A 26,130-nucleotide genomic window follows, 5' to 3' on the forward strand; every position below is an offset into this window, starting at 1 on the left:
GTCCCGGGTGGCCGGTCACTGCACGCAGCGGCCGAACGTCACGACGTAGGTGCCGGCCTGGCTCGCGCCGGCCCCGGCGCGGTCCGCCGCGCCCGGCTGGGCCCAGGCGCCGATCTCCCGCATCGACGGGTCGAGGACGATCTGCCGGTGGCCGTACGTGCTGACGTGCACCCACCAGTTGACCGCGGCGTTCGGGGTCCCCGAGCCGCCCCAGCCCGTGTACGTGATCTCGGCGTAGCCCCACGACCTGGGGTTCGGGCAGTAGCCCGCGGCCTTGATCCGGGTCCCCGGTGTCGAACCGGTCTGCGGGTTGGTGTGCGAGTCCTTGCCGGGACCCCACCACTTCAGCTGGACGGCGGCGGCGGAGTGCTGCTGCGCCGCATTCGTCAGGGCCTGGTTCACGGTGAGGGCCGGCAGCCTCAGCTGCGCGCGCTCGGCGTTGATGAGGCAGATCACCGCGTTCCGCGCGGCGCTGTCGTTGCTGCCGGTCGGGGCCCGGGCAGCGGCCGCGGCGTCGCACGCGACGGCCGTCGCCGGCGCCGCCGAGACGGGTACGAGCGCCGCCGACAGGATTCCGGCCACGGCGAAGGCCCGTGCGGTTCGGACGAGTGGAGCGTGCCTGCTCAAGGAGGTCCACCTCCCCTTTCACACCCCCGCCCCTCCAGGCTGCCACCGGCCCCGCCGCCCCGCCATCCGGGCCCCGCCGCCCGCATACGGCCCGGCGCATCGACACCGGACCCGCCCGGCGGGACCATTCCCCCGTGACGAGGCACTCGCACTCCAAGAGCACGTATCCGGACCACAGTTCTCACCACGTCGGGCGGCGCACGTTCCTCACCGCCATGGGAACCGCGGCAGCCACCTTCGCCACCGGCATCCCCGCCCACGCCACCGACCACGCGCGCGACGCCGCCTCCGCCGTCGAGTACGTCGACGTCCAGCTCCTCAGCATCACCGACCTGCACGGCTACCTCCAGGCCGCCCCCGGCAGCAACGCCACGATCAGCGGGAACGGGGGCCGTACCTACACCGTCGGCGGCGTCGCCTACATGGCCGCGCACCTCGCCCGCCTCCGCTCCGGCCGGCTCAACTCGCTCTTCTTCACCCCCGGAGACTCCTTCTCCGGCTGGGAGTTCGACGCCGCCGCCTTCGCCGACGAGCCCACCGTCGAAGCCCTGAACCGCATGGGCCTCGACTTCGCGACCGCCGGGAACCACGAGTTCGACAAGTCCCCGGCCTTCCTCCAACGGCACATGGAGCAGGGCGTCCCCTTCCCCGTCGAGGGCCGCGACGCCACCTTCACGGACTCCTCCGGCGCCCGCTTCCACGGCTCCGGCTTCCGCTACTACAGCGCCAACGTCGTCTGGGACGCCGACCAGCGCACCGTCCTGCCCGCGTACAGCATCGAGAAGGTCCGCACCGCCGCCGGCCAGGAGCTGCAGATCGGCTTCATCCACCTCACCGCCCTCGGCACCGAGCTCTTCCCCGGCTCCTACCAGCCGGGCCTGGCCACCCTCGACGAGGTCGCCACCGCCGACCGGTACGCGGCGCTGCTCAAGGCCCAGGGCGTCAACGCGATCGTGCTGAGCATGCATGACGGGGCGGTCGCGGGCGGCGACTTCAACAGCGGCACCGACCCGTCGGGCCCGGCCCTCGACCTGGCGCTGCGCGTCTCCCCCGACATCGACGCCATCGTCACCGGCCACTGGCACACCCGGTTCAACATGATGGTCCCGGACCCGAACGGCGTTCCCCGCCCCTTCGTCGAGGCCGGCTGCTACGGCCAGCTCATCAACGAGATCAACCTTCGCCTCGACCCCGCCACCGGCGAGGTGGTCCGCGAGCTGACGGTGTCCACGAACCACCCCAACACCCGTGACGTCACCCCCGACCCCGCCCTCAAGGAGGTCGTCGACTATTGGGCGGGCCAGGCCGCGGCCCGCAACACCGGCAAGATCGGCAAGCAGAGCGGATCGTTCATCCGTACGCGCAACACCGCGGGCGAGAGCACCATGGGCGACCTGGTCGCCGACTGGGCGCTGTGGGCGGGCCGCCGCCCGGCCGACCCCGAGAACGACGCCAACATCCACCCCGCCGTCCCGGCCCAGCTCGCCCTGGTCGCGGTGGCACCGCGGGTCGGCCAGTGCGTCATCGCGGGCGACCTGGTCCGCGACACGGCCTCGGGCGGCGCCGTCACGTTCGGCCGCGCCTGGAAGGCCGTCGGCTTCGGCGACCCGATCGTCAGCGCGACGGTGACCGGCCGGCAGATCCACGACGCCCTCGAGCAGCAGTGGACGATCGCGGCGAGCGGGGAGCTGCTGTTCGCGCCCCTGGCCGTCTCCAGGAACGTCCGCTACACCTTCAACACCCTGGGCGGGGTCGGCGACCGCGTGAACCCGGCCGACGTGTTCATCGACGGCGCCGCGCTCGACCTCACCGGCACCTACCGTCTCGCGTCCCCCTCGTACACCTTCCTGGCGAACGACGGCTACGACGCGCTGACCGGCTTCCAGGCCCCCTACCGCCACCAGCGCGACTTCGAGAGCTTCGTCGCGTACATCCGCGAGACGCAGACCCTGACCCCGGCCCCCCTGAACCGCGTCACCGCCGCGCACACGACCCGCCGCGGGGCAGACGTCGGCATCGTCCTGGAACCCGCTCCCCTCCTCCTCCCCGACGGCACCCCCATGCCCCGCCCCGAGGCCGCGATCGTCTCGGCGGACCGCCCCCGCACCTACCGCAACGGCCTGCGGCCGCCCTGCTGACGGCCTGCGGACCTGATCGCCCTGCCCCGGGACCGGGGGCCCTCAGCCGTGCGGGCCCCCGGGCTCCGAGGCGGTCGCGGTCGCAGTCGCGGTCGCGGTCGCCAGCAGCCGGCGCACTGCCGGTCCGGGAGGCCCCGGGAGCACCGCCAGGTACGTGGTCAGGACCGGCCGGGTCAACGGCCGGATCGCGGTGCGCGGCAGCCTCGGCAGCGGCCCCACCTCGTAGAACACCGTCCAGGACGGGGTCAGGGGGCTCTCGCCGATCGACGTCAGCGTGGCGAGCAGGTCGGTGAAGGGCGGCCCGGCCGGTGCTCCGGCCAGCGGGGCGACCAGGTCGTGGAAGGGCGGGTTGCCCTCCCGGGCCGCCAGCCGCAGCGGCAGGTGCGCCAGTTGCTCCGGGTCCAGCTCCGCGGCCCCGGCCAGCGGATGCCCGCCCGGCAGGGCCGCGTACAGCCGGTCCCGCCACAGCGGCAGCAGCTCCAGGCCGGGTGCATCGGGCCGGGCCCGGACCAGCGCCGCGTCCAGCTCGCCGGAGCGCACCGCCGCGAGCCGCTCGGTCACCGGCAGCCGGACCGGCCGCACCCGGAGCCCGGGCGCGCTGACGGCGAGCTCCTCCAGCAGCCGGTAGACCCGGTCCCCCGGGCCGTGCACCGTGCCCAGCCGGAGCACGCCGGTCGCGCCCGCCGCGACCTCGGCGGCCACCTCCCGGGTACGGGCGACCGCGGCGAGCACCGCCCGCGCTTCCGGGAGCAGCCGCTCGCCGGCGCCGGTGAGACCCACCCGGCGGGTGGTGCGGGTGAAGAGGACCAGGCCCAGTTCCCGTTCCAGCAGGCCGATCTGGCGGCTCACCGCCGACTGGACGGTGTGGAGTCGCTCGGCGGCCCGGCCGAAGCCGCCCTCCTCGGTGACCGCCACGAAGTACCGCAGCTGGCGCAGCTCCATGCGCGGCCCTCCCTGCCCCGACCCATCACGATCGGAGATGACTGTACGCGCGAAACGACGCTGGTTCGGCGGTGGTTGCCCTGCTCGAATGGAGCGGTCGGTACGACGGACCGCAAGCGGCGGAAGGACGACGGATGGGACACCAGGTGCAGGTCGCGGGAGGTACGGACGGGCACGCGGGCGGCGGCGCGGCCGCGCTCGTGGTGCGGGCGGCGGACGCCGAGGAGGTGCCGCTGCCCCACGCGGGTGCCTTCCGGCTGCTGACGGACGGTGGCGCGGCCGGGGTGAACCGGCTCAGCCTGGGCGCGGGTTCGGCCGGGGCACCGGAACACTTCCACACCCGGTCCACCGAACTCTTCTACGTGCTCGGCGGGGCCGCCGACTTCGTGCTCGGCACGGAGCGCGTGCGGGTGGCGGAGGGCGGGCTGGTCCTCGTGCCACCAGGGCTGACGCACGCGTTCGGCGCGGCCCCGGGCACAGGCGCCGAACTCCTCGTCGTACTGACCCCCGGGGTGGAGCGCTTCGGCTACTTCCGGACGCTGGGGCGCATCCAGCACGGGCTGGCGCCGTTCGAGGAGCTGCTGCCCCACCAGGACCGCTACGACGTCCACTTCCCCGGGGCGGAGGTCCGGCGTGACCAGGCCGTCTCCTCCGGATCTGCCGGATAAGGCGACCAGGGTGTGACGCGCCCGCCGGTAGCGTCGCCCGGATGCACCCCGAGCGACTCACGGCGTACTCCGCCGTCTCCACCCGCCTGTCCCTGCTGAGCGACCGCCGGCTGCGCGCACTCACGGCCGCCGCGACACCCCTCGGGTCCGGTATCGGCGGCCGGTCCGCCGAGTTGGACGTCGACGGGACCCGGGTCTTCGTCAAACGCGTGCCGCTGACCGACCTCGAGCTGCTGCCGCGCAACATGCGGTCCACCGCGAACCTGTTCGGACTGCCGCTGCACTACCAATACGGGGTCGGCTCGGCCGGGTTCGGGGCCTGGCGGGAGCTCGCCGCGCACGCCATGACCACCGGCTGGGTGATCGAGGGCGCGTACGACGGCTTTCCGCTGATGTACCACTGGCGGGTACTGCCCGACTCCCCGCCCGGTGGCGACGGCATCGACGCAGCCGTCGCCCGGTGGGAGGGGTCGGACGCCGTGCGCCGGCGGCTGGAGGCCATCGGGCGGGCCTCGTACAGCCTGGTGCTCTTCCTGGAGCACGTGCCGCACCGGCTCGGCACCTGGCTGGCCGGGCACCCCGCGTACGACTGGGCGGACCGGACCCTGCTCCGCGGGGCGGAGTTCATGAGCTCGCGCGGGCTGGTCCACTTCGACGCCCACTTCCACAACGTGCTGACCGACGGCGAGCTCGTCCACTTCGCCGACTTCGGGCTCGCGCTCAGCACCCGCTTCGAGCTGGCGTCCGACGAGGCCCGGTTCCTGTCGGAGCACCTGGCGTACGACCGGGCGTACACCGCGAGCCATCTCCTGCGGTACCACCTGCCCGGCGCCGACGAGCGCGACGACCTGGAGCACGAGGCCTTCCTGCGGGAGTGGATCGCGGGGCGCGGGCACGGCGGGGTGCCGGACGAGGCCGCCGCGCTGCTCGACCGGCATGCCGCGACGGGGCTCGTGATGGCGGGCTTCCACCGGCGGCTGGTGACGGAGAGCAAGCGGACGCCGTTCCCGGCCTCGGCGGTCGCGGACACCTGCGTACAGCCCCTTCACCACAAAGCTTGAACCTGTTCAAAAAGAGGTCTACAGTCAGTCCTGCCAACAAGTTGAACACGTTCAAGGGGGGCGAGGGCATGGACCTCACCGTCGTCGCATACGTCATCTACCTGCTCGTCAGCATCGCGCTGACCGTCTGGGTGGCCCGCACGCTCAGCCGCAACGGGCGCATCTTCATCGCCGACGTCCTGCACGGGAACGAGAAGCTCGCGGACGCCGTGAACCACCTCCTGGTGGTCGGCTTCTACCTCGTCAACATCGGCTTCGTGACCCTGTACCTGCGCTCGGACGTCAGCATCGACACGGCGCGTCAGCTCTTCGAGGCCCTGTCGGTCAAGATCGGTGTCGTCCTGCTCGTCCTCGGCGTCATGCACCTCGGCAACGTCTGGGTGCTGAACAAGATGCGCCGCCGCGGGATCATGGAGCGCCAGCAGACCCCGCCGGTCGCCCCCCAGACGTGGACCGCTCCGGCCGGGGCCTGACCGATGGCCACGGCAACGACGGCCACGCACCACCTGACCGTGCTGTACGACGCCGACTGCCCGCTCTGCGTCCACATCCGGCACTGGCTCCTCGGGCAGCGCTGGCTGGTACCGCTCCGGCTGATCCCGGCCGGGTCCCACGAGGCGCAGCGGCGCTACCCGCAGCTCGACCATGCGGCGACGCTCCGCGAGATCACCGTCATCGGGGACGCGGGGCAGGTGTGGACCGGGACCGACGCCTTCATCGTGTGCCTGTGGGCGCTGGTGGAGCACCGGCCGAAGGCGAACTGGCTCGCCACCCCGGCGGGCCGGCCCTTCGCCCGCGCCGCGATGTACACCGCCTCGGCATGGCGGCAGGCCGTACGGACCGGGCCCGGGCCGGAGGGTGAAGTGGAGCCGGAGGCACCGGCCTGTGACGACCACTGCGCCGTACCCGGATAGGCTCGTACACCGTGACTGATCAGAAGGCTCCCAAGAGCGAGCAGACCCGCACGCTCATCCTCGAAACCGCGCTCCGTCTCTTCCAGGAGCGCGGCTTCGACAAGACGACCATGCGGGCCATCGCCAAGGAGGCAGGAGTCTCGGTCGGCAACGCCTACTACTACTTCGCGTCCAAGGAACACCTGGTCCAGGGGTTCTACGACCGGATCGGCGCCGCACACCAGGCGGCGGTCCGGCCCATCCTGGACAGCGAGACCGATCTGCAGAAGCGGCTCGCGGGCGTGCTGACGAGCTGGCTGGACATCGCGGCGCCGTACCACGAGTTCGCCTCGCAGTTCTTCAAGAACGCGGCGGACCCGGAGAGCCCGCTCAGCCCCTTCTCCCCCGAATCGGAACCCGCGCGCAAGGCCGCGATCGACATGCACCGCGAGGTGCTGGCGGGCGCGAAGACGAAGGTCCCGGACGAGCTGGCCGACGTACTGCCGGAGCTGATGTGGCTCTCGCAGATGGGGCTCGTCCTGTACTGGGTCTTCGACCGGTCCCCGAACAGCGAGAAGACGCGCAGGCTCGCGGAGCGCGGAGCGCAGCTGACGACGCGGGGCATCGTCCTGGCCCGGTTCCGGGTGCTGCGGCCGCTGGTGCGCGAGGTCCACGAGCTGTTCGCGGACTTCCTGCCGGGCATGGCGCAGACGGTGGTGTCGAAGAAGAAGCGGGCCTCCGACCCGGACCCCGGCTCCGCGTAGCGCCCGGCACGGCGCGCTTGCCCGCCCCCTACAGCCAGTTGAGCTCCCACAGGCGCCAGACCCCGGTGCCGTCGGAGAGGTACTGGGCTCCGGAGACGGCGTCGCGGGACATCACGTAGTCCTTCTTCTGCCAGAGGGGCAGCATCGGGACGTGCTGGGCGACCAGCTTCTGGAGCTCGCGGAAGTCGCCGGCGGCCTGGGCCCGGTCCGAGAAGGACTGCGTACGGGCGATGAGGTCGCCCACGGCCTTGTCGGAGAAGCCGTTGTTCATGCTGGAGTCGGCGCCGACGAGCGGGGCGGCGGCGGAGCCGGGGCGGACGTTGAAGACCATGCTGCGGGTCTCGGTGCCCCCGGAGGCCTGGTAACGGGTGTCCTTCAGGCCGGGGTTGAGGCCGGCGAGCACGTCCGGCGGCATGTCGCGGTGGGCGACCTCGATCTGGTGGTCCTGCCAGGCCTGGTTGAGCTGGGCGGAGTCCTTGAAGTACCGGACCGTGACGGCCGTCCTGGCGGGCTTGGCCTGGCCCAGGTAGCCCGGGTTGGGCTTGAGTTCGACGCTGCCGACGGGCCGGTACGCGCCGAGGGTGAAGGGGCCGGAACCGTCGGCCTTGCCGTCCTCGCGCAGGGCCTTCGCCGGGTACTTCTCTTTGTCGACGATCGAGCCGGCGCCCGTCGCGATCTTGAAGGGGAAGGTGGCGTCGGGCGCGGAGAGGTTGAAGGTGACGGTGCGGTCCTCGGCCTTGACCGACTCCAGGGTGTTGAAGAGGGGGGCCGGGCCCTGGTCGGAGTTGATCGCCTTGATGCGGTCGAAGGAGTGCTTGACGTCCTCGGCGGTGACGGCGCGGCCGCCCGCGAACTTCAGGCCGGGGCGGAGCTCGCACTGGTACGTGGTGAGCTTCTGGCCGATGAACTTGCAGGCGGAGGCCGCGTCCGGGACGGGGGTGCCGGAGCCGGACTTGATGGTCAGCAGCGACTGGAAGACGTTGCTGAACAGAGCCCAGGAGCCGGCGTCGTACGCCCCGGCGGGGTCGAGGGAGGAGACGGCGTCGCTCGTCCCGACCCGCAGGGCGGTCCCGCTGCCGCGGCCCTCCTCGGGCAGCAGCTGCCAGGCGCCGACCGCGGCCACGCCGATCACCAGCCCGACCGCGATGACCTTCGTGCGGACAGACTTCATCCTTGACCCCACCCCACCCCGCCCAGGGCATGCGTACGCCCGGGGTTTGACCGTTAATCGGATCCCCATGTCCGATTAACGGTCATCCCATCATGGAAATAGGGCCCCGGGAAGGCCGGTTCACGGCGGGTCGTTACCGGTTGCGACCGGTCAGGCCTGGTATGAGGCGAGTTCGACGACCGTGATGTCGGACGGTGCGCCGACCCGGACCGGGGGTCCCCAGGCGCCCGCGCCGCGGGAGACGTAGAGCTGGGTGTCGCCGTAGCGCTCGAGGCCGGCGACGGTGGGGTTGGCGAGCTCGGCGAGGTAGTTGCCCGGCCAGAGCTGGCCGCCGTGGGTGTGGCCCGAGAGCTGGAGGTCGACGCCGTGGCGGACGGCGTCGTGGATGACAACGGGCTGGTGGGCCATGAGCACGGCGGCGCGGGCCCGGTCGCGGTCGCCGAGGGCGGCGGTGAAGTCCGGGCCGTGGCCCTCGGTCTCGCCCTGTACGTCGTTGACCCCGGCGAGGTCGAAGTACGGGAGCGCCCGGCGGGCGTTCTCCAGGGGCGTGAGGCCGAGCTCGCGGACGTGGTCGATCCACTGCCGGGCGCCCGAGAAGTACTCGTGGTTGCCGGTGACGAAGTACGAGCCGTGGCGCGCGCGGAGCCGGCGCAGCGGCTCCGCGGCGCTGCCGAGGTCATGGACGCTGCCGTCCACGAGGTCGCCGACGACGGCGATGAGGTCGGGCTGCGTGCGGTTGATCGTCTCGACGATGCGGGTGGTGTGGGCGCGGCCGAGGACCGGGCCGAGGTGGATGTCGCTGACGACGGCGATCCGGAAGCCGTGCGCGGCGCGGGGGAGTTTGGCGAGGGGGACCTGGACGCGCTTGACGCGGGGGCCGCGGAGTACTCCGTAGGTTCCGGTGGCCACGGTGCCGGTTGCCGCGAGGGCGGCGGCGCCGCCGACCGCTCGGGCGACGAACTGGCGTCGGGTCGCCCCGGCCGGGTCCTGGGCCGCCGGGCTCTGGATCTGCTGGGGCTGGGGCGGGAGCGGGTCGTCCAGGGCGGTCGCAGGGCCCTGCGGGGCTTGTCCCCCACCCGCCCTTTCGCCGTTCCCCGGGGCTCCGCCCCGGACCCCGCGCCTCAAACGCCGGCGGGGGTGGGTGGGCTCGACGGAGCCGGACGGGGCTCGGCGCAGGAGGAGGGCTCGGGCGGGTTCGGCCACCAGCATCGCCAGCGTCAGGTACAGGAGGACCGCGAGCCACATGTAACCCGGCCAGGCCACGGACTGTTGGAGCCAGAAGGGGGCGCCGGCGCGGCCCGTGGTGAGGGCGGCCAGCGAGAGGAGCGGCAGGGTGAACGCGAGGGTGGTGCCGATCCGGCGGGCCGTGCCGTGCGGGCGCGTCGTATCGCGGACCAGGCGGATCCACAGCCAGCGGTGGACCAGGACCAGCAGGGCCAGGACCAGCACCGCGATCACCGCGAACATCGCGATCTTCACGCGTCCGGACCCGCGTCAGGACCCCGGCGTGATCCGCGCCGCAGCGCGAGGACGCCGCGCAACCCGATCACACCAACGGCCGTCCCCAGGAGAAAGGAGGCGATGGCCAGGAGAAGGTGTACCCAGAAGTAGGCCGTCGGCTCGCCCGCCGCGTCGAATGCCAGACCGCTGGCGTCCTTCCACAGGTTCCGGACGAAAGTTGCCCAGATGAACCAGCTCCACACTCCGAAGGCGAGCAGGAACCAGGAGACGGCACGGCTGAGTTTCATGCCCCCAGTATCGGTTTGGTCCCCAGGACGGACGCGTCGGGGTGGGCTGTACCGGCGGTGGTTCGGCCACGTTGGCCGGTCCCTGACGGCGGAGCGCCGATCGGGATGTACTTTCACCTGCGTGTCTGCCAAGAAGACCGCGCTGACGGTCCTTTCCGCCGGGCTGCTCGTCCCCGCCGTGCTCGTGGTGCCCGCGCACGCCGCGCCCACCCCGCCGACGGACGGGAAGGGGCAGCCCCCCAAGGCCGCGGCCGGGCCGCCGGCGTCGATGTCCACTGTCGGCGGAGCCCTGCTCGGCAAGCCGGGGGTCCAGGTGAACCCGCTGGCCGGCGCCCCCGCCCTGCCGACGAACCTGACGGGGCGTTCGTGGATCGTGGCCGACGCCGAGACCGGCGAGGTCCTGGCCGCCAACAACGCGCACTGGCGGCTGCCCCCGGCCTCCACCCTGAAGATGCTCTTCGCGGACACGGTGCTGCCCACCCTCCCGAAGGACAAGGTCCACAAGGTCACCGACCAGGACATGGAGGGCGTCGGAGCCGGCTCCAGCCTGGTCGGGGTCAAGGAGGACCACGAGTACTCCGTGCACGACCTGTGGCTCGGGGTGTTCCTGCGGTCCGGGAACGACGCCGTGCACGTGCTCGCCGCCATGAACGGCGGCATCGAGAAGACCGTCAAGGACATGCAGGCGCACGCCGAGGAGCTGCAGGCCCTCGACACCCACGTCGTGTCCCCCGACGGGTACGACGCCCCGGAGCAGGTGTCGAGCGCGTACGACCTCACCCTCATCGCCCGCTCCGGCCTGCAGAAACAGGACTTCCGCGAGTACTGCGGGACGGCGGAGGCGAAGTTCCCCGGCCGGCAGGAGCCCGGGAAGCCGCGCGAGTACTTCGAGATCCAGAACACCAACCGGCTGATGACGGGCTCGGGCGGCCTCTCCCCGTACAAGGGCATCGCCGGGGTGAAGAACGGCAACACCACCATGGCCGGCTCCACCTTCACCGGCGCGGCGCAGCAGGGCAACAAGAAGCTGCTGGTCACGGTGATGAACCCGAGCGCGGGCGGCCTGAACTCCGTCTACGAGGAGACCGCCGGCCTCTTCGACTGGGGCTTCGCGGCGATCGGGAAGGTCAAGCCGGTGGGCGAGCTGGTCCCGCCGAAGAGCGCGGACACCTCCTCGCTCGGCTCCCCCGCCCAGTCGCACGAGAACAGCTCCTCGGCGGCCGGCGAGGGCGCGGGCGGCGGTGTCGGCACCGCGCTAGGCGTCGCGGGCGGGGCGCTGGCCGCGATCGCGGGCGGGGCGTACGCCGTCAACCGCCGCTGGCCGCGCCGCCCGCGCGGCCGCCGCAGCGGCGGCGGCGGCGACCAGGCCGCATAGGCCTCCTAGGCCTCCCGCTCCTGGTGCGCGGGCTGCTCGGGGCCCTGGGCGCCGTCGCCGTTCGCGGCGGCGCGGGTGGCCGTCCAGGCCGAGCAGTACAGGAGCAGCTTCGCCATCAGGTTGATCCAGATCAGCAGGGCGACCGGCACGCCGAAGGCCCCGTACATGCTCTTAGCGGCGACCCCGCGCATATAGCCGCTGAGCAGCAGTTTCAGCAGCTCGAAGCCGGCCGCGCCGAGGAGGGCCGCCTGGATGAGGTGGCGGCGCGGCGGTTCGACGCCCGGCAGCAGCGTCAGCACGTAGAGCAGGAGCAGGAAGGCCGCCACGACCCCGACGAGGAAGGCGCCGGCCCGCAGGAGCGCGCCGCCCGCACCGTGCTGCGGCACGCCCAGCCAGCTGCCGAACTTGCCGACCGCGCTGGAGCCGAGGATCGAGGCCGCGGCCGAGCACAGGCCCACGCCGCCGAGGCCGACGAGCACGAGCACGTCCTTGCCCTTGCGGAGGACGGGGTTGCCCAGGTCCTCGTCGTCCTTGTCCCACACCGCGCGCAGGCAGTCCCGCATCGAGCCGACCCACCCGATGCCGGTGACGAGCAGGAGGGCGGCGGCGACGAGCCCGATCGTGCCCGCGTTGGCGACGAGGCCGTCGATGTCGAGCTGCCCGGAGATGCCGGGGACCTGCTCGGCGAGGTTCTTCTGGAGCCGGTCCAGCTGCTCCTGGCTGAGCAGCGCCGCGCCGATGGCGGCGGCCACGGTGATCAGCGGGAAGAGTGCGAGGAAGCTGATGAAGGTGATCGCGGAGGCGAGCCGGCTCCAATGGACCCGGTCGAGGCGTTCGTAGGCACGCCACGCGTGCGTCCGCATCAGCCGGACCACCAGTGGCCCGATCACTGGGAGTTTCGTCAGCCAGTCCATGAGGTCACCGTAAAGGAGCTGACGGCAATAGCCGGGATTGCCGGTTTCGGGCACTACGGTCGTCGATTGTGACTTTTCGCGAAGCGCGTCCGATGGACGATCGTCCGTTCCACACCCTGGTCCTGCGCACGCTCCGGTTCCATGCCCGCCAGACGCTCAGGCCGCGCCGTCAGGAGCGCCGTGCGGCGGTCTCGGCCGCACCGGCGGCCCCCGCGGCCTCGTCGACCGGTGACCCGAGCTGCGCCGGGACGCCGGTGATCGGACCGCTGCCGAAGGGGTACTCGCGCAGCTTGCGCCAGACCCCGTCCGAGCCCTGCTCGTAGAGCGCGAAGCCCGTGCACGTCCACTGCGCCGCGTACTCGGCGAGGGTCGTGAACGCCAGGTCCATCGCCTCCTCGGAGATCCCGTGGGCGACCGTGACGTGCGGGTGGTACGGGAACGCCAGCTCCCGGTCGAGCGGCCCGTCCGGGTCGCGGACCAGGCCCTGGAGCCGGGTGCAGCCCGTACCGCCCTCGACGACCTGGACGAAGACGACCGGTGAGAGCGGGCGGAACGTGCCGGTGCCGGCGAGCCGCATCGCGAAGGGGCCGAAGGCGGCCGCGACCTCGGTCAGGTGGGCCCTGATCTCCGGCAGCCGATCCGCCTCCACCTCGGTGGGCGGGAGGAGGGTGACATGCGTGGGGATGCCGTGCGCGGCAGCGTCCCCGAAGCCGGTGCGCAGCTCCTGGAGCTGGCTGCCGTACGGCTCCGGGACCGCGATCGAAACGCCGAGCGTTACGGTCCCCACGTATGTCTCCTCCGTCGTCCGGTCCGTCGTCTGGTGCGTGCAGGTTGTGTGCGGGTCCTGCCGACCCAGTGTGGGGCCAGCACCCCCCGGATTGCCAGGGCCTCTTTCCCTGACCGATTTGTCAGCCCCGGTTCAGTGCTTCGCGGGGACCAGGCCGAGGCGGTCGTAGGCCTGCGCCAGGGTCTCGGCGGCGACCGCGCGGGCCTTCTCCGCGCCCTTGGCCAGGATGGAGTCCAGCGTCTCCGGGTCGTCCAGGTATTCCTGGGTGCGCTGCTTGAACGGTGTGACGAAATCGACCATCACACCGGCCAGGTCCGTCTTCAGCGCGCCGTAGCCCTTGCCCTCGTACTTGGCCTCGAGGGCGGGGATCGACTCCCCCGTGAGGGTGGAGTAGATCGTGAGCAGGTTGCTGACGCCGGGCTTGTTCTCGGCGTCGAAGCGGACCTCGGCCTCGGTGTCGGTGACCGCGCTCTTGATCTTCTTCTCGGTGACCTTGGGCTCGTCGAGGAGGTTGATCAGGCCCTTGGGGGACGACGCGGACTTCGACATCTTGATCGTCGGGTCCTGGAGGTCGTAGATCTTCGCGACCTCCTTGACGATGTGCGCGGCGGGGAGGGTGAAGGTCCGGCCGTAGCGCTGGTTGAAGCGCTCGGCCAGGTCGCGGGTCAGCTCGATGTGCTGGCGCTGGTCCTCGCCGACGGGGACGGCGTTCGCCTGGTAGAGCAGGATGTCGGCGACCTGGAGGATCGGGTACGTGAACAGGCCGACGGTGGCGTTGTTGACCCCGCCCTTGGCGGACTTGTCCTTGAACTGGGTCATCCGGCTGGCCTCGCCGAAGCCGGTGATGCAGTTCATGACCCAGCCGAGCTGAGCGTGCTCGGGAACGTGGCTCTGGATGAAGAGCGTGCAGCGCTCGGGGTCGAGACCGGCGGCGAGGAGCTGCGCGGCGGAGAGCCGGGTGTTCGCGCGGAGATCCTTCGGATCCTGCGGCATGGTGATCGCGTGCAGGTCGACCACCATGTAGAAGGCGTCGTGCGTCTCCTGCAGGGCGACGTACTGGCGGATGGCTCCGAGGTAGTTCCCGAGGTGGAACGAACCGGAGGTGGGCTGGATACCGGAGAGCGCGCGAGGACGATCAGAAGCCATGGCCCCATTCTCTCAGGTACCGGAGCCGTGCCGGGCCGCACCTGACCGATTCCCGGGCCCTGCGCCCGGACCCCGCGCCCCGAACGCCGGCGGGCCGGATTTCAGCCGTCGACGTTCGAGGACCGGGTCCGGGCGGAGCCCGGGGAACCGTGCAGGGCGGGCAGGGGGCTGCTCCGCGCAGCGGGCGGGACCGGTCAGGCGACCGGCAGGCCCGGGGCCGGGAAGGCCGACAGGAGATCCGCCACCTCCGCGCGGATCGCGGACAGGGCCGGCTCGTCCGACTTCGCGGCGGCGTCCACGGCTCGGGAGATCCAGTCCGCCACCGCCGGCATGTGCTCCACGCCCAGGCCCCGCGACGTCAGCGACGGCGTGCCGATGCGGATGCCCGACGGGTCGAACGGCTTGCGCGGGTCGAACGGGACCGTGTTGTAGTTCACCACGATCCCCGCCCGGTCCAGCGCCTTGGCCGCCACCTTGCCCGGGACGCCCCGCGAGGTCAGGTCCATCAGGATCAGGTGGTTGTCCGTACCGCCCGACACCAGGTCGAAGCCCTTGGCGAGGAGGGCCTGCGCCAGGGCCTTGGCGTTGGCCACCACCGCATGCGCGTACGTCACGAACGACGGCTGCGCCGCCTCGTGCAGCGCCACCGCGATGCCCGCCGTCGTCTGGTTGTGCGGACCGCCCTGGAGGCCCGGGAACACTGCCTTGTCGATGGCCTTCGCGTGCTCCTCCCGGCACATCAGCATCGCGCCCCGCGGGCCGCGCAGCGTCTTGTGCGTGGTCGTGGAGACCACGTCCACGTGCCCGACGGGCGACGGGTGCGCCCCGCCCGCGATCAGGCCCGCGATGTGCGCCACGTCCGCGACCAGGATCGAGCCCGCCTCCTGGGCGATCGAGGCGAACGCCGCGAAGTCGATCGTGCGCGGCAGCGCCGTACCGCCGCAGAAGATGATCTTCGGGCGCTCGGTCAGCGCCAGCTCGCGCACCGCGTCGTAGTCGATCAGGCCCGTCTCGGCGGACACCCCGTACTGCACGCCCCGGAACCAGGACCCCGTCGCCGAGACGCCCCAGCCGTGCGTCAGGTGCCCGCCCATCGGCAGGGCCATGCCCATCACCGTGTCGCCGGGCTTCGCGAAGGCCAGGTACACCGCGAGGTTCGCCGGCGAGCCGGAGTACGGCTGCACGTTCGCGTGGTCCACCCCGAACAGGCCCTTCGCCCGCTCGACGGCCAGCGCCTCGACGCGGTCGATGTTCTGCTGGCCCTCGTAGTAGCGGCGGCCGGGGTAGCCCTCGCTGTACTTGTTCTGCAGCACCGTGCCGGAGGCCTCGAGCACGGCGGCGGACACGTAGTTCTCACTGGGTATCAGGCGCAGGGTCTGCGCCTGCAGGGATTCCTCGGCGGTGACGTAGGACGCCAGCTCGGGATCGGTGGCGAGAAGGGCGGGGTGGCGGCTCGCGCTCATGGCGGCTCCTCCGGGGTCGATGTCAGATCTCGTCCCCGCGAGGCCCAGGCGAGCGGCCCTGTATGCGGTCGTGCGCGCACGACTCCCCCGGAGTTGGTTCTCCGTACGCCAGTCGCCGTGCGTGCCGCCCACCTTAGCGGGCGGTCCACAGGAAAGGTTTCCCCGTCCGGTGTACGAGCGACGTATAGCCGTATACAAGGTGATGTGACGCCGGTGGCACCACCCTCGTCACCCCTGTCACCCGGCCCGCCTGACCGACGATCGGAGACCCCGTGTCGACAACTGCTGATGCCATGCGTTCCGCCGAGGCCCACAGCGCGCACAACTACCACCCGCTGCCCGTCGTCGTGGCGTCCGCGGAAGGCGCGTGGATGACCGACGTGGAGGGCCGCCGCTACCTGGACATGCTCGCGGGCTACTCGGCGCTCAACTTCGGCCACGGCAACCGGCGTCTGCTCGACGCCGCCAAGGCGCAGCTGGAGCGGGTCACCCTCACCTCGCGGGCCTTCCACCACGACCGGTTCGCCGACTTCTGCACCGAGCTCGCCGCGCTGTGCGGCAAGGAGATGGTGCTGCCGATGAACACGGGTGCGGAGGCCGTGGAGACGGCGGTGAAGACCGCGCGCAAGTGGGGTTACGAGGTCAAGGGCGTCCCGGACGGACAGGCCAAGATCGTGGTCGCGTCCGGCAACTTCCACGGCCGGACGACGACGATCGTGAGCTTCTCGACGGACCACGAGGCCCGCGACCACTACGGGCCGTACACACCGGGCTTCGAGATCGTCCCGTACGGGGACCTCACCGCGCTGGCCGCGGCCGTCACGGCGAACACCGTGGCCGTGCTGCTGGAGCCGATCCAGGGCGAGGCGGGGGTGCTGGTGCCGCCCGCCGGGTACCTGCGGGGCGTACGGGAGCTCACGCGCGAGCGGAACGTCCTGTTCATGGCGGACGAGATCCAGTCGGGGCTGGGCCGGACCGGGAAGACGTTCGCGTGCGAGCACGAGGAGGTCGTGCCGGACGTCTACGTCCTCGGCAAGGCGCTGGGCGGCGGCGTGGTCCCGGTCTCGGCCGTCGTCGCCGACCGGGACGTGCTCGGGGTGTTCCGGCCCGGCGAGCACGGCTCCACCTTCGGCGGCAACCCGCTGGCCTGCGCGGTCGCCCTGGAGGTGATCGCGATGCTGCGCACCGGCGAGTACCAGCAGCGTGCCACCGAGCTCGGCGACCACCTGCACCGGGAGCTGAACCTGCTGGTCGGCGGGGGTGCGGTGACCGCCGTACGCGGGCGCGGGCTGTGGGCGGGCGTCGACATCGCCCCGGGGCACGGCACGGGCCGGGAGATCTCCGAGAGGCTGATGGAGCTGGGCGTGCTGGTCAAGGACACGCACGGATCGACGATCCGGATCGCGCCGCCGCTGGTGATCAGCAAGGAGGACCTGGACTGGGGCCTGGACCAGCTGCGGTCGGTGCTCGCGGCCGGCTGACCCGGATCCGCCGCCGCGGGCACGGCCGGGAGCCGAGCAGGTCCCGGCCGCGCCTGCGGCTGGGTCGTCTCTTTCGGATCTTGCCGGTGCGGCAAGATCCGGAAGAGACGGCCTACAGGATGACGTGCGGCAGGAAGCGGGCGTACTCGTCCGTGACCGGGCCCGCCGACTCGCGGATGCCGAGGCCCGCCGCCTCCTCCTCGACGACCCACGCGCCGAGCACTACGCGGTTGCCGTCGAAGTCGGGCAGCGGGGCCAGGCCCTGGAAGACGTACGTCTCGTCCTCGTCCGGTACGAACGGCTCGCCGCCGGCCGGGTGCAGGCTGACCCCGGCGCCCTCGCGGCCCAGCAGGGGCTTCGCCGCGTACCCGGTGGTCTGCGCGAGCTCGCGCGGGCCGTCGAGGTAGGCGGGCAGCAGGTTCGGGTGCTCGGGGAAGAGCTCCCACAGGATGGCCAGCAGCGCCTTGTTGGACAGCAGCATCTTCCACAGCGGCTCGATCCAGGTGGTGGTCCCGGAGCCGCCGCCGTGGTCGTACGTACCGAGGACCTGCGGGCCGAACGCGTCGGTGGTCAGCCATTCCCACGGGTAGAGCTTGAAGCAGCTGCGGATGAAGCGGAGCTTCTTGTCCACGAACCGGCCCGACAGGCTGTCCCAGCCGATCTGCTCGACGGACAGCTCCTCGGTCTCCAGGCCCGCCTGCTCGGCGGTCTCCTGGAGGTAGGCGACCGTCATCAGGTCCTCGCCCAGCTCGTCGGTCTCGGAGTGCGCGAAGTGCACCGGGCCGGGCGGCAGCAGTTCCGCCTGCCGGCGCCAGGCCTCGACGAGCCGCTCGTGGAGCGAGTTCCACTGATCGGCGCCGGGGAAGCGCTCCTCCATCCAGAACCACTGCGGACTGGCCGCCTCCACGAGGGAGGTGGGGGTGTCGGCGTTGTACTCCAGCATCTTGGCCGGGCTGCCGTCGCCCTCGTAGCGCAGGTCGAACCGGCCGTACAGGGAGGGCTGTTCGGCGCGCCGGCGCCAGGACTCGGCGATGCGCTCCGCGAGGCGCGGGTCGGTGATGCCGAGGTCCGCGAAGCGGTCGTGCTCGACGATGTGCGCGGCCGCGGCCAGGCACATGGCGTGCAGCTCCTCGACGACGTTCTCCAGCGCCTCGACCTCGGGGAGCGAGAAGGAGTAGTACGCGCTCTCGTCCCAGTAGGGCCGCAGGGAGTCGTCGGGGTAGCGGGTGAGGGGGTAGATCAGCCCCTGTTCCTCGACGGTCTTCTGCCAGTCGGGGCGCGGCTCGATGGTGTGACGGCGCACGCGGTTCAGCCGCCGCTGGAGCTGGAGTGGCCGCCGATGCCGCCGCGGGTGACGGCGGACTTGTCGAAGCTGCCGCCGCTGACCCGGTTCTTGGAGACGCTGCCGCCGTAGTAGTACGTGCCGCGGCTGTTGCTGCTCCCGCTGCCGCTCTTGCACTCCTTGCTGTTCAGCTTCTCCATGGTGGCGCGGTCCACGCAGCGCTTGTCGGGCTCGCTGCTGCTGCCGCAGGCCACGAGGGCGGCGGCGAGCAGGCCCATGCCGCCGAGGGCGACGCTGCCGGAGCGCATGCGGCGTCGGGTGGTGCTGCTTCTGCTGCTGTCGTCCATGCCATCCATGGCGGACAGACTAGAACGGGTCGGCGAAGCGATGGAATCCGGCCGTCCAAACCCTCTCATCACCTCCATGACCTAGAGTCAATTCGTGCTTCTTGGGATGGTTTGCGCGCTCGGTGCGGCGGTCTGCTTCGGCACGGCCTCGGTCCTGCAGGCGATGGCCGCGCGGGCGGTGGAGCCCGGAACCGGGTCGGGGGTGGACACGGCGCTGCTGCTGCGCGCGGCACGGCAGTGGCGGTACCTGCTGGGCCTGGGGCTGGACGCGGCGGGGTTCGTCCTCCAGATCGTGGCGCTGAAACACATCCCGATCTACACGGTGGGGGCGGCGCTGGCGGCGAGCCTCGCGGTGACGGCGGTGGTCTCGGCGTGGCTGCTGCACGTGCGGCTGAGCGGGGCCGAGTGGGGCGCGGTGGGGGTGGTGTGCGCGGGGCTGGCGATGCTGGGGCTGGCGTCGGGCGAGGAGGGCTCGGGGACGGGGTCGTTCGCCCTGCAGCTGGGGCTGCTGGTGGTGGCGGGGCTGGTGCTGCTGGTGGGGGCCGTGGCCGGCGGGCTCCCGGACCGCTCCCGGGCGCTGGTCCTCGGCCTGGCGGCGGGGACGGGCTTCGGGGTGGTGGAGGTGGCGGTCCGCCTCATCGACGACATCTCGATCAGGTCGCTCACGAACCCGGCGCTGTACGCACTGCTGCTGGGCGGGGGCGCGGCGTTCCTGCTGCTCACCTCGGCGCTGCAGCGGGGCTCGGTGACGACGGCCACGGCGGGCATGGTGATCGGCGAAACGATCGGCCCGGCGGTGGTCGGGGTGGTCTGGCTCGGCGACCGCACCCGCGAGGGCCTGACCTGGCTGGCCGTCCTCGGCTTCGCGGTATCGGTCGCCGGAGCCCTCCTCCTGACCCGCTTCGGCGAACCCCCGGACCCGGAAGCAGCGCCGGCGTAGCCCCGGCAAATCCAGCCCCGCCGGCGTTTGAGGCACCGCCCGGCCAAATCCGGCCCCGCCGGCGTTTGAGGCGCGGGGGCTCGGGGGCAGAGCCCCCGCAACGGCGCCGCACCGGGACCGGCACCCGCACCCGCACCCGCCGGCGCACGCGTTAAGGCAGCGCGGAAAGCAGGGCCGCCAGCGTCGGGGACCATGCGCTCGTCGACGGAGTCCCGTAGCCCACCACCAGCGCCTCACGCGGCGGAAGCCCCGCCTCCGGGTGGGTGTAGCGGGACAGGGTCTCCAGGGCCAGGTCCTGCCAGGCCGCGGCCCGGAGCACCGAGGCCTGCGTCCCCGCCGGGAGGTCCAGCACCGCGTGCAGGCCCGCCGCGATGCCCGACACCGCCACCCGGCCGGAGACGGCCGCGACCAGCTCGTCCCGGCGCCTGCGGTACCGCAGCCGCATCCCGCGCACGTGCCGGTCGTACGCCCCGGACCGGATGAACTCCGCGAGCGTCAGCTGGTCCAGCGCACTCGACGTCCAGTCGATCCGCCCCTTCGCCGCGACGACCTCGTCCAGCAGCCCCGGCGGCACCACCATCCACCCCATCCGCAGCCCCGGCGCGAGCGACTTGCTCGCCGTGCCGAGATACACCACCCGGTCCGGGTCCAGCCCCTGCAACGCCCCCACCGACTGGCGGTCGTAGCGGAACTCCCCGTCGTAGTCGTCCTCCAGGATCAGCCCGCCCGTGGTCCGGGCCCAGTCGACCGCCGCCGCCCGCCGGGCCGGGGTCAGCGCCGCCCCGGTGGGGAACTGGTGGGCGGGGGTCAGCAGCACCGCCCCCGACTCCGCGGACAGGTCCGGCGTCCGCGCCCCCGAGGCGTCCACCGGCAGCGGCCGGGTCCGCAGCCCCGCCCCCGTCAGCAGCTCCCGGTGCAGGTCGAGGCTGTACCCCTCGACCGCCACCTCCCGTACCCGCCGCGCCCGCAGCACCCCCGCCAACAGCGTCACCGCATGCACGAACCCCGCGCACAGCACGATCCGCTCCGGGTCCGCGTACACCCCGCGCGCCCGCGCCAGGTACCCCGCGAGCGCCTCCCGCAGCTCCACCCGGCCGCGCGCGTCCGCCGCGTACCCGAAGGCATCGTTCGGCGCGTCCGTCAGCGCCCGCCGGGCCGCCGTCAGCCAGGCGGCACGCGGGAAGCCGCCCAGGTCCGGGGTGCCGGGCAGCAGGTTGTACGAGGGCCGCCGCCGCTCGGGATGCCGGACCCGGGCGGCGCCCGCGGGCCGCCGCGGCCGGGCCCGTTCCGCCACCCGCGTGCCCGAGCCCTGCCGGGCCGTCAGCCAGCCCTCGGCGACGAGCTCGGCGTACGCCTCCGCGACCGTGTTGCGCGCGATCCCGAGATCGGCGGCGAACGACCGCGAGGACGGCAGCCGGGTCCCGGGCGCCAGCCGCCCGCTGCGCGCGGCCTCGCGCAGCGCGTCGACGAGCCCGGCCCGCAGACCCCGCCCGACGGAGAGGTCCAGATGCAGGTCGGCGCCGAAAGTGGCCCATGATTCCGTCATGGATATGGACCATATCGGCGGGCCGCCTGCTGCCTAGGGTGGAGACATGACCACCACGCACGAACACACCGCCGCACACGCACCCGAGCACACCCCGCGCATGGGCTGGGCCCAGCACGTGCCCGACGTCTACAAGGCCGTCGTGGGCCTGGAGATCGCCTCGAAGAAGGACCTGGACCCGGTCCTGGTCGAGCTGGTCAAGATCCGCGCCTCGCAGATCAACCACTGCGCGTTCTGCCTGGACATGCACGCGAAGGACGCGCTCGCCGCGGGCGAGACGGTCGAGCGGATCGTCCAGCTCGCCGCCTGGGAGGAGTCGCGCCACTTCTACACCGAGAAGGAGGCCGCGGCGCTCGAGCTGACCGAGGCCGTGACCGTCCTGACCGACGGTTTCGTTCCCGACGAGGTGTACGAGAAGGCCGCGAAGCACTTCGAGGAGAAGGAGCTCGCCCAGCTGATCGCCGTGATCGCGACGATCAACGTCTGGAACCGCTTCGCGGTGACCACCCGCATGGTCCCGGGCCACTACACGCCGGGCATGTTCAAGTAGGAAGCGGCCGAGCGGGACCGGCCGAGCGGGACCGGCCGAGTGCGACCGGCCGAGCAGCACCGGCCGTCAGCCCGGCCGGAACGAGCCCAGGGCCGCCGCCATGTGCGCGCGGACGGCCTTGGCCTGGCCGACCGGTCCGAGGGCCATGAGCACCCACCGGCTGCCGTCGGAGGCGACGGTAACCCGCCCGATGCCGCGCGCGGTTCCGTTCGAGTCCCCGTCGGGCACCTCGTAGACGAGCTCGCAGCCGCGGCCGTCCTTCGGGTCGAGGGACAGCCGCCGGTAGCCGTCCCGGCCGCTCAGCTCCCTGGTTCCCTCGTGCAGGACCTCGCACGGGTCCTCGGGGCCGCCGGTGACCGGGAAGACCTGGAGCAGGCTCTCCCGGCCCTGCGCCGGGCGGAACACCGTGCCGGCTCCCGTGCCGGACTCGGACGTGCTGAGCTGCCAGTCGTCGGGGACCGCGACCTGGAAGCCCGACCCGGCGCTGCGCAGCACCTTGTAGCCGGCCGGCAGCCCCGGCGGTTCCCTCAGTACGAACGCGGCCGCCAGCGCGGCCCCGCCGAGGACCACCGCCAGGCCGCCGGCGACGGCCACCCGCGGCCACCACCTGCGCGCCGTGCGCTGCACGGGCGGTACGGCGTCCGGAGCCTCCCGGTCCGCCGGGATGCCCGGCTCCCCCCGCTCCCCCGGCCGTCCTGCGCCCGGCGGGTAGGCGGGCTTCGGCGGCGGCTGCGGGCCCGACGGGTGCGGCGGCCCCCCGGACCCGGGCTCCGGCCCCTCCGGCTCCGGCCTCTCCTCCCACCGCTCCCACTGCTGCGACTGTGGGTTCCAGCGGACGGGGCCGCTCTCCGGGGCCACGGATCACCCCCCGGACGACGTCAGCAGGGCCGCCAGGGCCGTGGCCGCACTCACCGAGTCCACCAGCGGGGCCCACCGCTCCAGCACCCCGCGCAGCCGGCTGGCCAGGCCCGGCCGGACCTCCTCGCCGGGCCCCGCCAACTCCTCCGCCGCCGCGTCCAGTTCGGTGTCGAGCGCCGCCCTCCCGTCGCTGCGGGGCAGCCGTACGAGGGCGGCGCGGAGGTCGCGTACGGCCTCCAGCAGCTCCTGCGCGGTCGGCCCGGCCGCACCACCCGCACCCGGGTCCGTACCGCCGTGATGGACCGTGCTGTTGCTGACGTCCGTGCCGCCGATGCTGAAGGCACTGCCCTGCACGTCGCCGATCCGCACCGAAGGCAGCGGCTGCCCGGCGTCTGCGCTACTTGCCACTTCTGCTCTCCTTGCCCGCGCGCACGCGCCCGTCCTTGCGTTCCGCCCTGTCCGTCGTCCCGTTGTTCACCGTGCTGTTGTGGCTCACGCCGTGGATCCCGAAGGCGCTGTTGCTCACCGACTGGATGAACACCCCGCCTTCCGCGACGTTGACGGCGCGCTCCGCGAACTCCTCCGTGTGCCAGCCCGCGTCGTGCAGCGCCAGCGTCACGCCGCCGACGATCCGCTCCTGGATGGTCTTCAGGTACCGGTCCAGGTCCATCAGCTGGAACAGCGATCCGTCCTCCTGCGACGCCAGTTCGCGTACGGAGGCGGCCGGCCCGGCCGCGTACGCGACGCCGTGCCCGGCGGTCGCCAGCCGCCACGGGACACGGCAGGCCCCGCCCAGCGTCGCGAGGGCCACGCCGAGGGAGCCGGGCGCATGGGTGAGGGCCAGGAGCACCTTGGCCACGGGGGTGTTGCGGCGGTATCGACGGGCGATGTCGTCGGCCCGCTGGAAATCGGGCCGCACCGGCAGCAGCACGTGCGGCGCGACCTCCAGCATCAGCATGCCGCCCTGCGTATGGACCCGGATGAAGACGGTGATGACGAGGTTCTCGTCCCAGCCGCCGATCCGGACGCGCAGGAAGTGCCGGCGCCGCTCGCCGCCCTCCTCGACCGCGGCGGCGCGGTGCTCGGCGAAGGCCTCCGCGGACAGGTCCACCGCGTCCACGTCGGGCACTCCGGCGGCCGGCAGGAACACGCACTCGTCGACGACCAGTTCGCGCAGCCGGTCCAGTACGGCGTCGTCCGCCGCCTCGGACCCGCGCGGCGAGGGGGTGCGCAGGGCCTCCAGCCTGGGCCGGATCTGCTCGATGATCCGCTCGTTGTCGAGGCGCCGGGCTCCCGCCCCGGTGCGCGGGCGCAGCTCCACGGCGAGCTGCCACGGCAGATGGGCCTTGCCGGCGCCGCAGAACGGATTGCCGACGTCGTACAGGACCAGCGGCGCGTGCTGGGCGCGCTCGATGTCCTCCCGGGCCCGCTCGAAGCGCCGTCCCGCCGCGGGGTCGCCGGAGCGGTCCTCGTACTGTGCCCGGCTGAGCGAGGAGCGGATGATCTGCGCGAAGTGCCCGCGCTGCAAGCCGACGAGCACCGTGACCAGCACGGCGATCAGGACGACCGTCCACGCGTAGGCCTCTCCGTAGACCTGCCCGATCCTCGGGATCTCCGGGAAGACCGCCAGCGGGTCGGTCTGCAGGAGCTGGGCCAGGTACGTGCCGAGGTCGCTCAGGTCCAGGTTGGCCCCGTTGCTCGCGTCGTCCGCGAAGAACCCGCGGAGCACCCCCCACAGGATGCGGCCGAGGAGGAAGCAGGCGCAGCCGCGCAGGATCCATTCGAGGACCCGGCCGCCACGGCCGCTGCGCTCGCGGCGCTTCTTGATCCGCCCGGCCCCGCTCAGGAGCAGCGCCGGGACGAGCAGGAAGAGGAAGAACGCACGGGTGAGGAACAGGCCGAGGCCCCACACCGCCACGATCGCCGCCGACCAGGCCACTTCGGTGCGCAGGGCCCGCAGGGCGTGGGCGAGGACGCGGGCTGCGTCGAACCCGTACGAGGGGGCGGGGAACCGTTCCTCGTGGACGTACAGCTCCTCGATCACCCGGTCGCGGTAGGCGGCGTCGAGGTAGGTGCCGGCACACAGGAGGCGTCCCGCCTCCGATACCGCCGGGTCCACGGGGGTCCTGCCGTCCGGTGTGCCGCTCACGAGTTCCCCTCGGTCGGGAGGAGGGAAACCGTACGGGGCGCGGGGCGCGCAGGACAGGGCGGTTCACGCCAAAAGGCCCCGGCGCGTGCGCCGGGGCCTTTTCAGGCGTATCGGATCGGACCGGCCGGATGACCGGCCGGATCGGATCGGATCAGATCAGATCAGGCCGAGCTCGCGGACCGCGTCGCGCTCCTCGACGAGCTCGGCGACCGAGGCGTCGATGCGGGTGCGGGAGAACTCGTTGATGTCCAGGCCCTGGACGATCTCGTACTTGCCGTCCTTGGTGGTGACGGGGAAGGAGGAGATGATGCCCTCCGGGACGCCGTAGGAGCCGTCCGACGGGATGCCCATGGAGGTCCAGTCGCCCGCGGCGGTGCCGTTGACCCACGTGTGGACGTGGTCGATGGCGGCGTTGGCGGCCGAGGCGGCCGAGGACGCGCCACGGGCCTCGATGATCGCCGCGCCGCGCTTGGCGACGGTCGGGATGAAGGTGTCGGCGAGCCACAGCTCGTCGCTGACGACCTCGGCGGCGTTCTTGCCGGCGATCTCCGCGTGGAAGATGTCCGGGTACTGGGTCGCCGAGTGGTTGCCCCAGATGGTGAGGCGCTTGATGTCGGAGACGGCGGTGCCGGTCTTCGCCGCGAGCTGCGAGATCGCGCGGTTGTGGTCCAGGCGGGTCATCGCGGTGAAGCGCTCGGCCGGTACGTCCGGGGCGGCGGCCTGCGCGATGAGCGCGTTGGTGTTGGCCGGGTTGCCCACGACCAGGACCTTGATGTCGTCCGCGGCGTGCGCGTTGATCGCGGCGCCCTGCGGCTTGAAGATGCCGCCGTTGGCGGCGAGCAGGTCGCCGCGCTCCATGCCCTTGGTGCGCGGGCGGGCGCCCACGAGCAGGGCGACGTTGGCACCCTCGAAGCCCGCGTTCGGGTCGTCGAAGATGTCGATGCCCTTGAGCAGCGGGAAGGCGCAGTCGTCGAGCTCCATGGCGGTGCCCTCGGCGGCCTTCATGCCCTGGGGGATCTCCAGAAGGCGGAGCTTGACCGGCACGTCCGCGCCGAGCAGGTGACCGGAAGCGATGCGGAAGAGCAGCGCGTAGCCGATCTGGCCGGCGGCGCCGGTGACGGTGACATTCACGGGAGTGCGGGTCATGGCCTTCTCCGTTAGACAGCTGGCGGTGGGGCGTCGCCGCCCCATGTGCTGGCGGACGCCGCTTCCCTGCGAATCTTGACGTGAAGAGACATCCGGCGTCAGGCTATCCGACCTTCCGGCGACCCAATCCCCCG

26 protein-coding genes and 1 riboswitch are annotated in these 26,130 nt (G+C 72.5%); of the genes, 10 read left to right on the forward strand and 16 right to left on the reverse strand.

What is annotated here, in order from left to right; translation table 11 throughout:
* Positions 1–15: 15 nt before the first annotated feature.
* The gene (locus OG299_RS16210) at positions 16–627 is read right to left on the reverse strand and encodes a CAP domain-containing protein (protein WP_327361852.1); all 612 of its coding nucleotides are present in this window, start codon (positions 625–627) and stop codon (positions 16–18) included.
* A gap of 215 nt (positions 628–842) precedes the next feature.
* Here OG299_RS16210 and OG299_RS16215 point away from each other — a divergent pair, with 215 nt between their 5' ends.
* Complete coding sequence (locus tag OG299_RS16215) at positions 843–2,765, forward strand: bifunctional metallophosphatase/5'-nucleotidase (RefSeq protein WP_327364535.1); 1,923 nt, start codon at positions 843–845, stop codon at positions 2,763–2,765.
* 42 nt (positions 2,766–2,807) lie between these two features.
* On the opposite strand, the gene OG299_RS16220 is transcribed toward OG299_RS16215, so the two are convergent.
* The gene (locus tag OG299_RS16220; protein ID WP_327361853.1) at positions 2,808–3,707 is read right to left on the reverse strand and encodes a LysR family transcriptional regulator; all 900 of its coding nucleotides are present in this window, start codon (positions 3,705–3,707) and stop codon (positions 2,808–2,810) included.
* A 134-nt stretch (positions 3,708–3,841) separates the two neighbouring features.
* On the opposite strand from OG299_RS16220, the gene OG299_RS16225 reads away from it, so the two are divergent.
* From OG299_RS16225 to OG299_RS16245, 5 genes are all read left to right on the forward strand, one after another.
* On the forward strand, positions 3,842–4,375 hold the full coding sequence (locus tag OG299_RS16225; RefSeq protein WP_266626251.1) for a cupin domain-containing protein: 534 nt from the start codon (positions 3,842–3,844) through the stop codon (positions 4,373–4,375).
* A 41-nt stretch (positions 4,376–4,416) separates the two neighbouring features.
* Entirely contained in the window at positions 4,417–5,436 is a 1,020-nt protein-coding gene (locus tag OG299_RS16230; RefSeq protein ID WP_327361854.1) for a protein kinase family protein, read from the forward strand.
* Between the two features lie 68 nt (positions 5,437–5,504).
* Positions 5,505–5,909 carry a hypothetical protein gene (locus OG299_RS16235; RefSeq protein ID WP_266626255.1) on the forward strand — a complete coding sequence of 135 codons (405 nt, stop codon included), beginning with the start codon at positions 5,505–5,507 and terminating at the stop codon, positions 5,907–5,909.
* Positions 5,910–5,912: 3 nt separating this feature from the next.
* The gene (locus OG299_RS16240) at positions 5,913–6,350 is read left to right on the forward strand and encodes a thiol-disulfide oxidoreductase DCC family protein (protein WP_266626257.1); all 438 of its coding nucleotides are present in this window, start codon (positions 5,913–5,915) and stop codon (positions 6,348–6,350) included.
* A gap of 11 nt (positions 6,351–6,361) precedes the next feature.
* The gene (locus tag OG299_RS16245) at positions 6,362–7,093 is read left to right on the forward strand and encodes a TetR family transcriptional regulator (RefSeq protein ID WP_266626259.1); all 732 of its coding nucleotides are present in this window, start codon (positions 6,362–6,364) and stop codon (positions 7,091–7,093) included.
* Between the two features lie 28 nt (positions 7,094–7,121).
* Here OG299_RS16245 and OG299_RS16250 read toward each other — a convergent pair whose 3' ends face one another.
* The 3 genes from OG299_RS16250 to OG299_RS16260 form a co-directional block, all read right to left on the reverse strand.
* A complete protein-coding gene (locus OG299_RS16250; RefSeq protein WP_327361855.1) occupies positions 7,122–8,264 on the reverse strand; it encodes an ABC transporter substrate-binding protein in 1,143 nt (380 codons plus the stop codon).
* Between the two features lie 150 nt (positions 8,265–8,414).
* Positions 8,415–9,731, reverse strand: coding sequence for a metallophosphoesterase (locus tag OG299_RS16255; RefSeq protein ID WP_327364536.1), 1,317 nt, complete (start codon positions 9,729–9,731; stop codon positions 8,415–8,417).
* 8 nt (positions 9,732–9,739) lie between these two features.
* On the reverse strand, positions 9,740–10,012 hold the full coding sequence (locus OG299_RS16260) for an SCO4848 family membrane protein (RefSeq protein WP_266626263.1): 273 nt from the start codon (positions 10,010–10,012) through the stop codon (positions 9,740–9,742).
* 121 nt (positions 10,013–10,133) lie between these two features.
* On the opposite strand from OG299_RS16260, the gene OG299_RS16265 reads away from it, so the two are divergent.
* On the forward strand, positions 10,134–11,387 hold the full coding sequence (locus OG299_RS16265) for a D-alanyl-D-alanine carboxypeptidase family protein (protein WP_327361856.1): 1,254 nt from the start codon (positions 10,134–10,136) through the stop codon (positions 11,385–11,387).
* Between the two features lie 5 nt (positions 11,388–11,392).
* Here the strand turns inward: OG299_RS16265 and OG299_RS16270 are convergent, their stop codons facing one another.
* The 4 genes from OG299_RS16270 to glyA all read right to left on the reverse strand — a co-directional run bounded on the left by OG299_RS16270 (position 11,393) and on the right by glyA (position 15,697).
* Positions 11,393–12,301: a YihY/virulence factor BrkB family protein gene (locus tag OG299_RS16270; RefSeq protein WP_266626268.1), complete on the reverse strand. Its 909-nt coding sequence runs from the start codon at positions 12,299–12,301 to the stop codon at positions 11,393–11,395.
* A gap of 169 nt (positions 12,302–12,470) precedes the next feature.
* A complete protein-coding gene (locus OG299_RS16275) occupies positions 12,471–13,088 on the reverse strand; it encodes a 2'-5' RNA ligase family protein (RefSeq protein WP_266626270.1) in 618 nt (205 codons plus the stop codon).
* A gap of 132 nt (positions 13,089–13,220) precedes the next feature.
* Positions 13,221–14,234, reverse strand: a complete 1,014-nt coding sequence (gene trpS, locus OG299_RS16280; protein WP_266626271.1) for a tryptophan--tRNA ligase — start codon at positions 14,232–14,234, stop codon at positions 13,221–13,223.
* 194 nt (positions 14,235–14,428) lie between these two features.
* On the reverse strand, positions 14,429–15,697 hold the full coding sequence (glyA, locus tag OG299_RS16285; RefSeq protein WP_327361857.1) for a serine hydroxymethyltransferase: 1,269 nt from the start codon (positions 15,695–15,697) through the stop codon (positions 14,429–14,431).
* A 35-nt stretch (positions 15,698–15,732) separates the two neighbouring features.
* Positions 15,733–15,823, reverse strand: a riboswitch (ZMP/ZTP riboswitch).
* Between the two features lie 146 nt (positions 15,824–15,969).
* Here glyA and rocD point away from each other — a divergent pair.
* The gene (gene rocD, locus OG299_RS16290; protein ID WP_323179032.1) at positions 15,970–17,178 is read left to right on the forward strand and encodes an ornithine--oxo-acid transaminase; all 1,209 of its coding nucleotides are present in this window, start codon (positions 15,970–15,972) and stop codon (positions 17,176–17,178) included.
* 112 nt (positions 17,179–17,290) lie between these two features.
* On the opposite strand, the gene OG299_RS16295 is transcribed toward rocD, so the two are convergent.
* Complete coding sequence (locus OG299_RS16295) at positions 17,291–18,481, reverse strand: glutathionylspermidine synthase family protein (RefSeq protein WP_327361858.1); 1,191 nt, start codon at positions 18,479–18,481, stop codon at positions 17,291–17,293.
* A gap of 5 nt (positions 18,482–18,486) precedes the next feature.
* Positions 18,487–18,816, reverse strand: a complete 330-nt coding sequence (locus OG299_RS16300) for a hypothetical protein (protein WP_266626277.1) — start codon at positions 18,814–18,816, stop codon at positions 18,487–18,489.
* A gap of 97 nt (positions 18,817–18,913) precedes the next feature.
* Between OG299_RS16300 and OG299_RS16305 the strand changes: the two genes are divergently transcribed.
* The gene (locus OG299_RS16305) at positions 18,914–19,747 is read left to right on the forward strand and encodes a DMT family protein (RefSeq protein WP_327364537.1); all 834 of its coding nucleotides are present in this window, start codon (positions 18,914–18,916) and stop codon (positions 19,745–19,747) included.
* Between the two features lie 151 nt (positions 19,748–19,898).
* Here OG299_RS16305 and pdxR read toward each other — a convergent pair whose 3' ends face one another.
* A complete protein-coding gene (gene pdxR / locus OG299_RS16310) occupies positions 19,899–21,293 on the reverse strand; it encodes a MocR-like pyridoxine biosynthesis transcription factor PdxR (protein ID WP_327361859.1) in 1,395 nt (464 codons plus the stop codon).
* A gap of 46 nt (positions 21,294–21,339) precedes the next feature.
* Between pdxR and OG299_RS16315 the strand changes: the two genes are divergently transcribed.
* Entirely contained in the window at positions 21,340–21,843 is a 504-nt protein-coding gene (locus tag OG299_RS16315) for a carboxymuconolactone decarboxylase family protein (protein ID WP_327361860.1), read from the forward strand.
* A gap of 66 nt (positions 21,844–21,909) precedes the next feature.
* Here the strand turns inward: OG299_RS16315 and OG299_RS16320 are convergent, their stop codons facing one another.
* From OG299_RS16320 to OG299_RS16335, 4 genes are all read right to left on the reverse strand, one after another.
* A complete protein-coding gene (locus OG299_RS16320; protein ID WP_327361861.1) occupies positions 21,910–22,701 on the reverse strand; it encodes a serine/threonine kinase C-terminal domain-containing protein in 792 nt (263 codons plus the stop codon).
* 3 nt (positions 22,702–22,704) lie between these two features.
* Positions 22,705–23,109, reverse strand: a complete 405-nt coding sequence (locus OG299_RS16325) for a hypothetical protein (RefSeq protein ID WP_266626285.1) — start codon at positions 23,107–23,109, stop codon at positions 22,705–22,707.
* Complete coding sequence (locus OG299_RS16330) at positions 23,099–24,850, reverse strand: AbeC-like domain-containing protein (protein ID WP_327361862.1); 1,752 nt, start codon at positions 24,848–24,850, stop codon at positions 23,099–23,101. Before OG299_RS16330 ends, OG299_RS16325 begins: the two co-directional genes overlap by 11 nt.
* A 156-nt stretch (positions 24,851–25,006) precedes the next feature.
* A complete protein-coding gene (locus OG299_RS16335; protein ID WP_266626289.1) occupies positions 25,007–25,996 on the reverse strand; it encodes a malate dehydrogenase in 990 nt (329 codons plus the stop codon).
* Between the last annotated feature and the right edge of the window lie 134 nt (positions 25,997–26,130).

Origin of the sequence: Streptomyces sp. NBC_01296, assembly GCF_035984415.1 — a bacterium.
GTDB lineage: Bacteria > Actinomycetota > Actinomycetes > Streptomycetales > Streptomycetaceae > Streptomyces.